The sequence below is a fragment of the Bacillus sp. BPN334 genome, assembly GCF_008368885.1.
Classification (GTDB): Bacteria; Bacillota; Bacilli; order Bacillales; family Bacillaceae_G; genus Bacillus_A; species Bacillus_A wiedmannii.
In genome coordinates this window covers 201,500-217,322 of the sequence record NZ_QOZW01000008.1, presented here as the reverse complement: position 1 = coordinate 217,322, position 15,823 = coordinate 201,500, and the positions used below count along the sequence as shown (strand labels likewise).

The 15,823-nt window shown below is 33.7% G+C and carries 5 protein-coding genes; all 5 read right to left on the bottom strand.

What is annotated here, in order from left to right:
- Window positions 1-67 precede the first annotated feature (67 nt).
- The 5 genes from DN393_RS13115 to DN393_RS13090 all read right to left on the bottom strand — a co-directional run bounded on the left by DN393_RS13115 (window position 68) and on the right by DN393_RS13090 (window position 15,140).
- Window positions 68-1,522 carry a pyridoxal phosphate-dependent decarboxylase family protein gene (locus DN393_RS13115; RefSeq protein WP_064475436.1) on the bottom strand — a complete coding sequence of 485 codons (1,455 nt, stop codon included), beginning with the start codon at window positions 1,520-1,522 and terminating at the stop codon, window positions 68-70.
- Window positions 1,523-1,577: 55 nt separating this feature from the next.
- Complete coding sequence (locus DN393_RS13110) at window positions 1,578-8,588, bottom strand: non-ribosomal peptide synthetase (RefSeq protein WP_149173570.1); 7,011 nt, start codon at window positions 8,586-8,588, stop codon at window positions 1,578-1,580.
- Window positions 8,589-8,620: 32 nt separating this feature from the next.
- Complete coding sequence (locus DN393_RS13105) at window positions 8,621-9,598, bottom strand: SagB/ThcOx family dehydrogenase (RefSeq protein WP_064475438.1); 978 nt, start codon at window positions 9,596-9,598, stop codon at window positions 8,621-8,623.
- Between the two features lie 781 nt (window positions 9,599-10,379).
- Window positions 10,380-12,944, bottom strand: coding sequence for a type I pullulanase (pulA, locus tag DN393_RS13095; protein WP_370458088.1), 2,565 nt, complete (start codon window positions 12,942-12,944; stop codon window positions 10,380-10,382).
- A 492-nt stretch (window positions 12,945-13,436) separates the two neighbouring features.
- Complete coding sequence (locus DN393_RS13090; RefSeq protein ID WP_149173568.1) at window positions 13,437-15,140, bottom strand: M4 family metallopeptidase; 1,704 nt, start codon at window positions 15,138-15,140, stop codon at window positions 13,437-13,439.
- Window positions 15,141-15,823 lie beyond the last annotated feature (683 nt).

The following is a 15,823-nucleotide window of genomic DNA, read 5'->3' as shown; positions in this document are numbered from 1 at the left end:
CTCCGTAAATATAATAGCCGATTCTCATTTAGAATCGGCTATTAATATGTAAAATTCACCTAATATATCAAGGTTGAGAAACAGATATAAGATGTTTAGGCGATGTGTTTATTTCCTCTGCCAACGCCTTAATGCTCATCATGATTTGAAGTATTTCTTCTAATGTTGTCCTCGGGTTGATAGAGCAAAGTCGAATTACTACTTTTTCTTTTAATTTAGTCGTACTTAGCATAGCAAATCCTCTTTGATTAATTTCTTCCACCAGTTTTTTGTTTATTTCATGAATTGTTTCTGTAGACGTTCGCTTACAAGGAATATAACGAAAAGTAACAATTCCTAATTGGGCAGGTGTTACTACTTCCCAATCTTTTTCTTTCCTTAAAAACTCTTCAACTTGTTCAGCCAACATAATACCATGATCAATTGCCTCACGAAAAGCTGTGACTCCAAATGCTTTAAAAGAAAGCCATACCTTTAATGCCCTAAATCTACGAGAAAGTTCAATTCCACGCTCCCCAAAATTCACTTTTTCTTCTATATTAGTTTCCGTATCCTTAATATACTCTGGGATCATACGGAACGTTTCACTTAAATATTGGCTATTTCGAATAAGTACACAACCAACATCATAAGGCTGAAAAAGCCATTTATGCGGGTCTAATGTCAAAGAATCAGCACGATGAATTCCTCTTAATAACTCCCTTCCTTTTTCACTGAGAATTGCTGCAGCCCCATAAGCACCATCCGCGTGTAGCCATACATCTTCATCACCACATAGATCAGCCAATTCATCGAGGGAGTCCACCGCTCCGCAATTCGTTGTCCCTGCATTAGCAATAACACAAAATGGTTTTTTCCCTTTTAATCGATCTTCTTTTATTTGCTTTCTTAAAGTACTAACTGAAATTCTTAAATCTTCATCTGTTTCAATTCGGCAAATTTGATGATGTTTAAAACCTAATACTTTAAGTGCTCGATCTACAGAAAAATGAGTTTGGTTAGAAAAATACACAATGGCATTTTCTATGTCATTATTCAGCTTGACCTGTCTCGCTACAGTAAGTGCAGTCAAATTAGCCATGGAACCGCCACTGACAAATAGCCCTTCAGCTGAATCAGGGAATCCTAGCATTGATTTTAACCAGTTGATTGTCGTTAATTCAATTTGTTCAGCACCTGCACCTACTATCCAAGCTGTAGGAAATACATTAAACCCACTTGCTAAAAAATCTGCTACTACACCAACATAATTATTAGGACCTGGCACAAAAGCCATAAAATGAGGATGATCCACATGAGTAATTTGATTAAACACATTGTTATTAAGAAAATGAAGTAACTCTTTTGGATTGGATCCGTTTTCTGGAATCGTTTCAATTAGCTTGTCTCTAAAAATATTACTATCAATCGTTTCCGAAACTGGTTTACTTTTTAAATGATTCATATGATCAACAATCAAGTCCACCGCTTGATATCCTAACTGACGCATCTCTTCGGCTGATAACTGCAAGTTTTTTGTCATTTGGTTTACTCCTATTCTATTTAAAAAGGCGAGTTCTTGCTCGCCTTTTCATTTTTTATAATTTGTAATCACCGATTGCCTGTATTGGATTTTGAAGAATCCTATTGATTAACTGATGGATGTGATTCAATATTTCCTGTATTTTCTCCGCTTCATATACGGATTGATCATATCCAAACTTTATTGTAAGTTTCTCTTCAGGGAAGCACATAATTCCATACTTTACATGAGGCTCATCAACAACTTCGTAATCTGTGATGGCAAAATTTCTGTTTTCATTTGAAGAAAAGATAGCTGAGTTAGTCGGATAGTTTTCAAAAACCCAAAGATGGTCAGTCAACTCAGTTTTTAATTCACTTTGTTTTTGTATATCAACATATGAATAGTATGCATACTCATTACATTTCAATGTTTCTAGTTGTACTTTTTGCAGGAAGTCCACAAAAGATTGCGTTTCTGTCCATGCTAGTCGGATAGGCAAAACATTTGTGAACAGACCGAACATATTTTCAATCCCTTCTACTTCGGGAGGTCTGACTGATACTAGATTAGGTAATACTACTTCTCTCATTCCGTTGTATTTGCCAAGCAATATTCCCCATACAGCTAGTAATGCCGAATTCATAGTTATATTGTTTTTAGTTACAAATGTCTGTAACTGATTAGTCAAATCCTTATCTAATATTAAATCCATAAATGTGAAATTTAACCCTTCACTTTGAGTTGATACTTTCTTTTTAGGAATACTAATTTTTCGATTGTATCCTGATAAATAATCCCGCCAAAAATGACGTGCTTTCTCATGATCTCGTGCTACAGTCCAATCTATGAATGTCTCAAAAGGTTTCACCATAGGTAACTCTGCCGTAGTTCCCGCATTTATTAATTCATAGAGCTGGAATAATTCGTCTATCAAAATGCTGACGCTCCAACCATCACATAATAGATGATGGGAACTCCAAACCACCTTATGCTCGTTATTTCCTAGCTGGAATATACAGAGACGGGTCATGAGTTCATCTTTTTTGAATCCTTGACTTGAATTTTCATTCATCCACTGGTCTAGGAATTCTTGCTGTTCTTGTTTCGTCATCTCAATCAAGTTTTTTATCTCTGAAATCATTTGAACATCGTGTAAAACAGCTTGCCAAGGTTGTGCTTGTTCATCTTGCACAATTATCGTCCTTAAAGAATCATGACGATCAACTAATTGTTGGAAACACTGAATAAAGAGATTAATATCCAGCTCCCCCTCAAGCGCCCAAATTGTTTGTTCGAAATATGCATTTGTATCAGGTTCAGTCGCAGCATGTTCATAAATAACTTCCTGGAAAGGTGCCAATGGGTAAATACGTTCTATTTTTATTTCTGGCATTTTTTCTTGTATTTTGATAAGTGTATGTTGATTAAGTTGTTTGTTTTTAACATTTAGTGATGTAATTTTATTATCATTCATTTTGTTTACATCACTTGTTTGCGAATTTGGAAGATGATCAAGCTTTTTAACAAATTGAACCATGTCTCCTAATATAGGAAATGAAAATAAATTTTTTGGCTCTAGCTCAAATCCTTGTCTATACAGTCTGACGGAAACTTGAATCGCTTTTATCGAATCTCCACCTAAGGAAAAGAAATGATCATTTACTCCAATCCGATCTACTTTGAGTACTTCTTGCCAAACACTAGTTAATATTTTTTCCATTTCAGTTTTTGGAGCAATAAATACTTCATTTGTTTGTTTCTCCGGAGTAGGGAGCGCTTTTCTATCTAATTTCCCGTTTGGAGTCAAGGGCAATTGTTCCAAATAAACAAAATAAGAAGGAATCATGTAATCTGGCAAGTGATCTCGCAAATGCTTTCGTAGTTCTGTTGTGCTAATATTTTGCTCAGTTACCACATATGCGACTAAAAATTTTATACCATACTCATCTGTCTGATCAATCACTGCTGCATGTTCGACTTGTTTGTAAGTGAGAAGACAATGTGCGATTTCTTCTAACTCTACTCGATATCCTTGAATTTTAACTTGATAATCTTGGCGGCCTAAAAATTCAATATATCCCTCAGGATGCATTTTTCCACAGTCTCCTGTCTTATAAATAAGACCAAAATCAGAATGTGATACAAATGCTTCATTTGTTTTCTGTTCATCATTTAAATATCCTTTAGCAAGGCCCACTCCCCCAATATATAAATCTCCAATTACACCAACAGGGCACATTTTCTTTTCATAGTTCAACACATAATACGTTTGGTTTGCCAAAGGTATCCCGTATGGAATACTCTTCCAATTCGATTCCACCTGTTTGACCGGATAATAAATTGACCAAATCGATGCTTCTGTTGCTCCTCCGAGTGAAACTACTTCCGCAATCGGAAAATGTCGTTTTATTTTTTCTGGTAAAGAAAGTGGAATCCAATCTCCACTATGTAAAACTAAACGCAAGGAAGAATGTTCAAAATGAGAACCTACTTGATCTAATGCCAAATCCATAATTGCAGGTACTGTATTCCAAATTGTAATTCCTCTACGTTCGACAGTACGGATTAATTCTTGCATGTCTCTTGGGTCACGAATCATTACCAACATTGCACCTGTGCTTAACGTTCCGAAAATATCGTATACAGATAAGTCAAAACACATAGAAGAAATACCAATAATACGATCATCTTCATTTACCTGATATTTTTGATTAATATCTTGAATGGTATTTGTAACCGCTTGGTGAGTAATAATTACTCCTTTCGGTTTTCCTGTACTTCCTGAAGTGTAGATAATATAGGCAAGATCTTCCGGACCAGCAATAGCAGGCATATCTTCTGTTGTATATAATGACAAGCGGTTTTCTGCATAAAGACTAGATTCTAATAAAAGTTTGCATGAGCTATTTTCTAAAATATATGTTTGGCGATCTGAAGGATGGTCGGGATCAATTGGAACATAAGCGGCACCTGCTTTTAAAATACCTATCATATTAGCAATTGTGTCAACTCGTCTTAGTGCTAAAAGACCAACTTTGTCACCTAGACCAATTCCTTGTTCTTTTAAAAAGTGCGCAACTTGATTGGAGCGCTTATGAAGCTCGGAGTATGTTAAGTAGTCCTGTTCAAAAACTACTGCTACTTCATCCGGTGTACGTTTTACTTGGTCTGTAAATAATTGATATAAAGTAGTCGACGGTATTTTTTCTGTTGTCTCATTGTATTGCTCAATTAAAGCATGGTCTGACTCTTTCATCTGCAAAGATGTTACGTCACTTTGTTTCACTAATTGTTCCAATAAGTCAACAAATTGGTGAAACATCGCTTCTATCACATCAACATCAAACAATTCTTCAACATAGTTCCAGCTAATTAATAACTCTCCATTTTTTTCAATTACCACATTATCCAAATACACTTGTGGAGTCCGAGCATGAATATGGCGAAGTGAACCAAGCTGTTCCCAAGCAAAAGCCCCCGCACCTGCTAACATCGAGGTGAAAACAATTGGCATAACTGCTTTTGGCGTCATTTGATGATATCGAGTAAAATCTCGAATGAAATTAACTCCATCGTAATGGCGATGTTCGAGACCATTTAATAAAGTAGATTGCGTTTCTTTTACTCTAGTAAAGAAAGATTGATCTGGATTCACATCAACATCCAACAAGATGAGTGAAGTGAAATCTCCCACAATTTGCTCTACTTCTTCATGAACAGGATAACGGTTAAATACAGTCAAATTAATTGCCAATCGACGTTGATTACTCCAATATGCCAATACATCACCATATATTGTACAAAGCAGAGCCGAAGGAGTTACTTCTTTCTCTTGTGCTAACTTTCGTAGCTTTTTCCATATTTCATTGTCCAGGATCTTAGTAAGTGATTGGAACTTAGGAGTAGCAATCTCTGCCGGATCCTTTTTTAACAGCAAAGAAGGCGCAAACGGAAAGGCAGGAAGCTTACTTGTCCAATAATCTTTTGCTGTTTTATATTCTGTACTTTGTTCCAGTTCATCATAGATAAACATGTAATCTTGAAAATCAAAAGATAGAGGTTCTAACCTTTGCTCTGGTTTATAATAATAATGAAACAAATCCTGTCCAACAATGTTCATACTAGCTCCATCCATTAATAAAGCATCGTATCGAAAACATAATAAATACGTGTCTTCTTTTACAAGAAAGGCTTTTAATTCAAACAAAGGCCATTGCCCCAAAGGGAATACATGGTTAGTCATTCGAGAACGTTCTTCTCGCAAGCGAGCATTTTGTTTCCCATCATCTAAATCTATGAGGCTCACTATTTCAATCTCGTAATCAGGAATATTTTCTAATATTTGCTGTTTTCCCTCTGGTAAAATTACAGCTCGCAACATTGGATGACGATAAATTACCTTTTGAAGACTTTTTGAAAGACGATTGATATCCAATTCTGTTTCATATTCAAAATATGTTTGAGGTGAAATACCACTTAATTCAAACTGTGAATTCCTTCCTAACATATACGCTGTCTGAACTTCTGTTAAGGGAAATGGCTTAGACAAATTTTTAACATGAGTTGGTCTATTTTCAAACCTTTCCTCTTTATGCTCTACCTCTATACAAGAACTAAGTTGAGCAATCGTAGGGTGCTTAAAAAAATCTGTTGTACTTATTTTCAAACAGTCTTTTCTTAATAAATTTATTACCTGTAATGCTTTAATCGATTCTCCTTTTAGTGCGAAAAAATTATCATGAATACCAATTCCCTCAATCTCCATAACTTTTTCCCATGCATGCACCAATTTTTGTTCAATTTCATTGCGCGGGGCAACGTATGGAATTGATACATAATCTGTTTGTGTTATATCTAATAACCTTTTCCTATCTACTTTCCCATTTGGATTCAACGGAATCTCTTCCACCTGAATCATTTTTTCAGGAATCATAAACTCAGGTAATTTATCACTTAAATATTTTCTGATTTCATCAAAAGAGACCTTATTATCCGATACATAGTACGCAGCTAATAATTTCCTATTTCCATATACTTGATCAACAACGATAGCTTGGTTTATTTCTGGATATTCCCTTAACTGGCTTTCGATTTCTCTTAATTCAATCCGATATCCCCGAATTTTTACTTGATGATCCATTCGACCTAGATATTCAAGTTCTCCATTAGGCAACCAACGAACGAGATCACCCGTATGATACATCATTTCTCCTGCTGTAAAAGGACTCGGTACAAACTTTTCATCTGTCAGTTTAGATTTCCCAAGATACCCTCGTGCTACCGCCACGCCACCAATGCAGAGTTCACCCGGAATTCCAAATGGTTTTAATTGACCATACTTATTCAATATATAGGAATGATAATTCGGGTTGGGACTTCCAATCGTAACTTCTTTGGCAGAGCTCAAATCCTTTACTGTTGCACAAATGGTTGTTTCTGTAGGACCATAAATATTTAAAATTGTCGCTTCACTGATGCATCGGATTTTTTCAACCAAATCAATGGAAAATGCTTCTCCTGCTAACAAAATAGATTTTAAATCTTTTAGAAAACTTGCCCCTTCTGGATCACTCAAAATCACTTCCATTCGCGATGGCGTTGATTCCCATAAATCCACCTTATGTTCTTTGACCAAATAAGCTAATTCTTTTGTTGCGAACTGATCCTCTGTAGCAATAACTACTTTCGAACCTTGTGTTAAAGGCAGACATATTTCTAACAAGGAGATATCAAAAGATACACTAGCAAGAAACAAGAATGACTGATTATCTTTTACTTTTTCTCTCATTACACTTAAAAAATGGACAAGCGATTTCTGTTCCACCATTACTCCTTTTGGATTTCCTGTCGATCCTGATGTGTAAATAACATAAGCCAAATCATTAGGATGACTTTCTCGAACTAAATTACTTTCTTCACCTTGGAAGAAATGCCCCTCATCAAGATACAGCACTTCACCCGCAAATTGTGGCAATTCTACTTCTGTTCGCTTGCTCAGTAAACATTTTGCTTGACTATCTTGTAACATATATTCAATTCGTTCAGTTGGATAGTTAGGATCGATAGGTAAGTAAGCTGCTCCTGCTTTTAAAATCCCCACCATGCCAATGATCATTTCCAATGAACGATCTACCATAACCCCAATAATACTTTCTTTCGAAACACCTTTACTTTGAAGAATAGAAGCCAATTGATTTGCTTTCTTATTCAATTCTCTATATGTCAAAGATTGATTATTACAAACAACAGCAATTTGATCTGGGGTTTTTAACACTTGCTCCTCAAACAAATCTTGAAATGATTGAGACAATTCTATGTCCGCCTGACCTTGATTCAATTCTTCTAGCAATTCTTTCTCTTCTTCTGAAATGATACAAATATCTTTCACAGCCAAATTCGAATTTGTTGACACTTGCTTTAAAACATAAAGATATGAATTTGCAAACTGTTGCAAAGAAGAAAATGAATGAGACTTGAAAGAAATTTGAATTTCAAATTCATTATGTATTTCATTCCATTTTCTTTGTATCCAGATGGCTAAATTATTCTCTGCATATTCTTCTAGCAAATTTTCGTTATGTAATCCTTCCATCCCAATAACAATTTGAAAAGGAGTTAAATTGTGTTTAATTAATAATTCAGAGAGCGGATACTCCTGATTTTCATACCCGAATAAAGTCTTTTGTTCAATCTGATTTACTACTTGTTTAAAGCTGTGATGCGGATGGATTTCATTTCCTAAAGGAATCAATTTATTAAGATTCTCGCTTTGTTCAATATTCTTTTCAATTACAGGAATACCAATAGTAATCCTTTCTTGATCTGTATAGTGTGCCAAACAAATCCTTAACGCGGCCTGTAACCAGCTAAATAATAATAAATCTTGAGACTTAATTATTTTTTGTATACTTTTACTAAACTCTACATTCATTATGACTTGAACGTGCTCGCAAGGATTTTCTTTATTTAGTTGGTAACCGCTATTAAATACAGAAAAATCGAGAACCTCGGAAGATAACTGCTCCTTCCAAAACGCCTCTACCCCTTTATTTTCATGAATCGAACTTCGATCTTTAATGTGCATTTTTATCTTTATCCCCCTAATATTCATTTCATCTATTCGTTAATCTTCAGACCAATTTCAAGCCCATGGAGAAATACTTGATGATTATCCAAACATAAAAACTGCTGAATCTCTTCAAATTTCATATGACCAACTGAACAAACGCCTAAATTCAATGTCTCAGCCACCATATTTAAGGTAGCAGTGATAATACCAGACTCAATACAAGCAAATAAATATCCATCTGAACCGTATTTCGGGATGGAAGCGTTCGCATTATAGACCAAATAAACTGAAAAGGCAGACTGAGTAAATAAATCTTGGTTAATTAACTCATGATCACTTTTGATTACTTGATCAATATTATTTACAATCACAAGACAGTTTTTTGATGGGTTATAATAATAAAACCCAGCTTTCATACCTTCTATACGTTTGGGTTTTATATAAACAAAGATATCAATAGGGTAGAGTCCGCCTGCACTTGCGTAATGATAGTATATATTTTCTTTCCTAACCTGTTTTAGAGTTGATATGAATTGGGAAAATTCTAAAAAACTAATATGTTTTTTCATATCAAATTGGCGACAAGACCTACGTTCCTTGATTATAGTGGGTAGATCATTTGTTGTTTCAAGTTGAATTTCGGTTGACCGCACAGCATGGTGCGTTCGATTCAATTGTTCACTCATATACTTATCTAAATCTTCTTTAGAAAAGCGAATCTGGTTGCTATATGGATTTGGAAAAATCTTTTCTTGTGTGGAAAATACTTCTCTTGGCGGTAATATGTTACTTACTAACACACGATTTTTTATCATAAGCTCTATTGTTTTTTGTGTCTCTTCTACATTTCCTAAAGAAAAGCGTTCTACTAGTTCACTAATTTTCACACCTTTTTGAGTCAAAAAATAAAACTCAGGAAACCACTCAGACAGAACGCCTGTAAATCTCATTTCCCCTATCAAAACTTCATTATGCAACTTCTCCCAATGTTTAATAGGAGACCAATAATAAATTTTCTCGCTCATATAACCCTCCATAAACTTTTAACTTAATTTTTAAATACACTTTTCTAATCTACAAAAATAATTTTTAGATTCTTCCTCTTGTCTCGAAGTGATTATAAATACATGTACTTCAATAAAGCTTGAGAATAATAAAATAACTTTTTCTTCATTAAAATTTTTTATTTCATCATAAAAAATATTTTTTTATTAGACATTTCACATCCTTTCCCATAGTAATCCTATAAGGTATAAACCATTTAGAACATTGGGAATATTCGTGTATTTCCAATGTGAAATTATTGTAATGGATTGGAAAGCAGATGGATATAGTTATTAAACACAATAATATTGAGAAAGTTTTATTTGTTATAGCGATAAAATTTTCTAATGAGATTTATTACATATAGATTAAGAAAAGAATTTAATATTTTTCTTTTGAAGTTAGTGTGAAAATGCAACTTACTTTTACATACAAGTTAATTACTAACATATCGTATTTAAAATAGAGAAAAGACACCTTAAATGGTGTCTTTTCTCTATTTTAATTCCATATACTTTTTCATCTTTGCTATTTTTTAAACGATTTGTAGGAATTAATACAAAGATATCTTCTCCTCCTACTGTTACAATAGAAATAATTTCTTGTCTATTTCCTTTATTAAATTGTAATATAATTACAGTATGTGAAATTATATTAATTTAATTTTAAAAGCGAAGTGAAAATAACCGTCACTTCGCTTTTTGCATGTACAATCCTTATTACATGTACTCAATTCAGTATATACTTCCACATGACTTGCTTTTATTTAATCGGTTTCGCTGTTTTTAAAACGAATGAACTTAATGCAGGAACTTTAATTTTATTATTATGGACAACATAAAGTGTTTTACTATCTGCCTGCTTACCATCTACTAGTACTTTCCAAGGACCTTTCGATGGCAAAGTTATGTCAACGGATTCTCTATTTGCATTGTGAGCCACCATAAAGTTTTCATTTTTATTCCCATTCCCCTTTCCATCTATTGAATAAGCTATAACATTTTTGGGAGCATCTATAAATGATATATGCTTTTTAATTTGCTCAGTAGATGTCATTCGAAAAGCTGAGTACTTTGTGCGTAAATCTATTAAGCCCTTCATATATTCTACCTCATTATTAAATGCTGCACGGCGTAACCAGTCCATCTGGTTAATTGAATCAGGAGATTTGTAACTATTATGATCACCATACTTTGTGCGCATAAACTCTTGTCCTGCATGTAAGAATGGAATACCTTGTGATGTTAGTAAAATCGAAGAAGACAATTTGTGCATTTGTTTTCGCACTTCTTCGCTGTCACCTGGATTAGTCAACTCAAGTTTGTCCCACAATGTATGATTATCATGTGCTTCCACATAAGTTAGCACCTGCTCCGGATCTTTATAAGTAGACGAATTTGTATCGTAGTAAATGCCTGCCGTAATCCCTTTTTTAATGCGGTCTTCCATGTTGTCCTTTCCATTTACAAATCCATTTTCCTTCTCCTCAAATACACTACCTTTCAATCCATCACGTATATTATCGTTAAAATGAGCAATCCCTTTCATTTTCTCCGCATTTTTTTGACTTGCTTTCAACTCAGCTGCAAGAGGTGTATTTAAATCCCAACCTTCTCCATGCAGCATAATAGAAGGATCAATTTGATTAACAGCATTACGTATTTCATTCATTGTTTCATAATCATGGATACCCATTAAATCAAAACGGAATCCGTCTAAATTATATTCTTTTGCCCAGTATGTGACCGAATCCACCATAAATTTTCTCATCATTTTTCGTTCTGAAGCTGTATCATTTCCTACTCCGGTTCCATTTGCAAATGTTCCATCTTCATTGTAACGGTAATAATAACCTGGAACTAACTTATGAAAATTAGATTCAGCAGCATTATACATGTGGTTATATACTACATCCATTACAACACGAAGATTATTATCATGCAGTGTTTGAATCATTTGCTTTAATTCAGTTATTCGAACAGTTGGCTCATATGGATTTGTAGAATAGGATCCTTCTGGAACGTTGAAATTTTTCGGATCATATCCCCAGTTATATTGTGGTTCATTTAAATTCTCTTCATTTACTGATGCATAATCAAATATCGGTAAAAGCTGCACGTGCGTAACACCAAGATCTTTCATATGATCAAGGCCTGTTTTCACACCTTCAGGCCCTTTTGTTCCTTTTTCTGTTACCCCTAAATATTTTCCTTTCTGTTTAATACCGCTTTCGGGCTGAATAGAAAGATCACGTACATGCAATTCATAAATAATAGCATCTTCCGGATTTTTAAATTTTGGTTTTTTGTTTGCTTTCCATTTTTTCGGATTTGTTTCTTCTAAATCAACAACTGCACCTTTATCTCCATTTACTGCAGCAGCACGTGCATACGGATCAACTGCTTCAGTCCACTTATTACCAATTTTCACCTTATACGTATAATAGAGCCCTTTTTGGTTCCCTTTAAGTTCTGCTTTCCAAGTTCCTTTTTCACCTTGTTTCATGTTTATTTCAGTACCTATTTTATCGTTCCATTTTTTATATGTAACTAACTTCGCTTCACTCGCAGTAGGAGCCCATACACGGAACTTAGTGTGTTGCGGTGTATATATATTACCTAAATCGTTACCAGCATAATAAAATGAATGATCAAATTCCTCACTACGAATGACTTTACCGATTTCAGTATTCGTATCAGCTACGTTTTCGATTTTAACTTTGTATGATTGTTTTAAATCAATTTTCTGCTCCGTAATTATTTTAACCTTATTAGTAACATTTCCACTGTTTATATCATAAGGACTAATATCCTTAATTTTGATGCCTTCAATTTCAATATTCCGTTCCTTAATATGAAACGGCACATTAGTCGTTACAGTAATTTCATTGAAACTATCAATAGTTGCTTTTTGAATGGATAGATCCGAAGAAGGCTTAGAGTTATATATTTTTTCATCACCAGAAAGAATCCATACTTCAGCACGACCGTCCTTTATATTTTCAATCCAACGATCGCCACCATCTTTTTCCCACTCATTCGTACGAATGATAAATCCTACACGTTCATAGTCATCATCCATATTAATCTTAGCGTACTTTCCAAATTCATCTTCACCAGTAAATTCATATGATTTACCATTCGCATTTTCTCCCCATAACCAAAGGTTCCAATCCTTTGTATTTCCAGACTGTTCTTTGTAATGAATGATAACTTCAGTTGTTTTCGAATTTGAAACTGCCTTTACACTTTGAAAAGAGAAAACAGAGGATAACATAACGATTATAGTAAGTAATAAAACTGATTTGTTAATTAATTTTTTTAACATTTGCACCACATACACCCTTTCTTTAAATAGTACACACGATTTAATATGTTCGTACTAAATTACACTACTTAAATTAATCTAGAAATCTCTTTTATTTCACCCCCCATATTGGCAATTTTCACATATGGATTTCCATGATCTTTTTAATACGAAAACGTTTGCATTAATGTTCAAAAAAATAGATTTATTTATGTCTGCATATATGTATAAATACTAAAAGATCAGAGAAATCATTTTAAAGCAATCGTTTGTTATCGCTTTCATTCTATAGTACTTCCTATCAAGAGGTCAATATATTATTAATTTTCAGTTTTTATATATTTTAAACCTTTTATATTTGTCGTAACTATTGAAGATATACAGTGTAATTATTGCTTTATAAGTTTATTTTCACTCATACATTGCTGTATAAAAAACAGCTACTATCTTTAAAATGACAGTAGCTGTTTTTTCATAATGTAATAATATATGAATGAAAACTATATTTCTAACTTACTTAATTTTCGCTGCATCAAATGCCTTTTGAACTGCTTGAACTTCAGCAGTATTTGCTCCATATTTATTAGTTGCCACTCGAATACATGCTGATCTCAATTCTTTGAAATTAGAAGTCATGTTTAACTCATCTGTATTTGCATAATAGAAGATATCAAACATTTTATCTTCACCAATTCCTTTAACGGTTACACCGTTATGAGTTCCACCTTTTGCAATGAGATACGCCACTTTATTAATAATACTTGAATTAAAATGAACGCCACCTTGATCCCATCCATTAAAATCGTTAAATTCACTGTAATCATCTGGATAAGGTACTCCAAGTGAAAATGGAACAGAAGCCGGGTTTTCCATATCACGGAAAACAGATCCAGTTTGTTCTCCCATCGTCCAGTTAAAGCTTCCATTATTTACGTATTTCTCAATAGATGTTCCCATAATATCAGAAAGCGCCTCATTAATCGCACCAGATTCACCGTAATATTCAAGATTAGATTCGCTAGAAGTAACTGCATGTGTAAATTCATGGCCAGCTACGTCGTATGCCTTGACGATAGGATCTCCGTATACAAGCATACTTCCATTATTCGCACTTAATGCATTCTGCCAATTTTTCGGATCATTCGTATCTCCAGAATCCCAAGCATGTACAACTGAAACTACCTTTTGTCCCTTATTATCAAAGCTATTACGCTTGTATTTATCTTTATAAAAATCAAATACTTTTGTTGCTAAGTAATGAGCACTTACTGCTTTTGGATCGTTAAATGTTGTTGAAGTACTAGTTGCTAATGTACCAGGATAATAGCTTTCTTCTTTAGTAATGTCTCTATAATTCACATCATATGTTTCAATTCCTTGCCCTCTTGTATAATCAGCAAGAGCATATTTTCCATTACCTTGTTGAGAGATTCCAAATGTACGTGATATACCTAAATCATCTTTTCCTGTTCCAGTTAATGATGTAAGATTGCTTTTTTTACTCTTCTTTAATGCTCCAACTAGTTTTTCACTTGCTTTTAAGTTAGATTCTTGTACCATATTTTTTAACATATCACCATTTTGTGCATTTACTAAATAAGTTCCAGAAACATATTTTGGTGTTGCAGCTTCAAATGTAACCTGGTATGCATTGCTAGCTTGTCCATTATTTTCATCAACAAAAATAACTTCTTTAACTTCTGGCTCAGAAATAAAATTGATATCGTTCCCGTACTTCGTATAAATATATTGTTTTGCTTCATCTTTTGATAGATTAATAGTTTTTTTCAATTCTTCTTGTTTTAAATTTTGCGCACTATCGCCTGAAATACTTTTAATAACACCGTTATTATCTACGTGTGCAGTTAATTGATGGCCATATACTTCTTTTCCTTCGTATGTTTGCTGAATACGTACAAGTGTAGTCCCATCATATGAACCACGTTTTTGAAGAACTTTATAATCTACTCCAGTTTCTCCATTTACTTGCTTTGGAGAAAGAGCTTGTTCTGTTTTCTCCTTAAGAGCATCTTTTACTACATTTTCGGGTGCCTTTTGTGACGGTTGTGTAAGTTCACCCGAACGGAACGATTCTTCCTGAATTTGAACTTGTAGTTGGTCTGTTTCCTCTGCATAACCTACTCCGTATGGTGCTACAGCTGTTAAAGCTAAGCCTGTTGTTAATGCTACCTTAGTTAATGTCTTTTTGTTTTTCATTTTTTTCACCTCGTATAATTTTTGAAATAGAAAGCTTGTACAAAGTATACTGTCTATTTCTGTCGGAAAAAAGAGAAAATACAAAATTCATGTAACATTATGCAAAATTACATATATGTGGTCGATGATATAAATAAAGAACGACACATATATGTATATTAATTTCAATAAAAAAGAGCTCTTTTAGGCGCTCATCCAATTGATTAGTTGTCAATTATCTATATTCATTCTAATCAAAGTACCCTTACATCTAAATAACAACATAAAAACCCACTCTTTACTATTTTAAGAGTAGGTTTAATGCTATTAAAATAACAATTATTATAGGACATCTTATAATTTATATTACTTATTTAAACTTATATTTCGGACATGAAGTTGATTTAGGATAAAGATGGATCAAATGAATACTAATGACCTTGATAAACAAGAAGAAGAAAGTGCGTGTTTTGTTTTATGATATATATAGTATATAAATACTTTAGTGAGGCAGCGCATCTACAATTTAGATTTTTTAATATAATGTTGTTATGTATGTCTATAGCTGCATGGATTGTAACATTATGAGATAGCTGAAGTCTCATATGAGTTTCAGGCTTTTTTATTTTGTCAAAAATATCTTTAATTTGTCTCCCATTAAAATATAGTAAAGGACACATCTATTGCATGTTATTAGCTCAAGG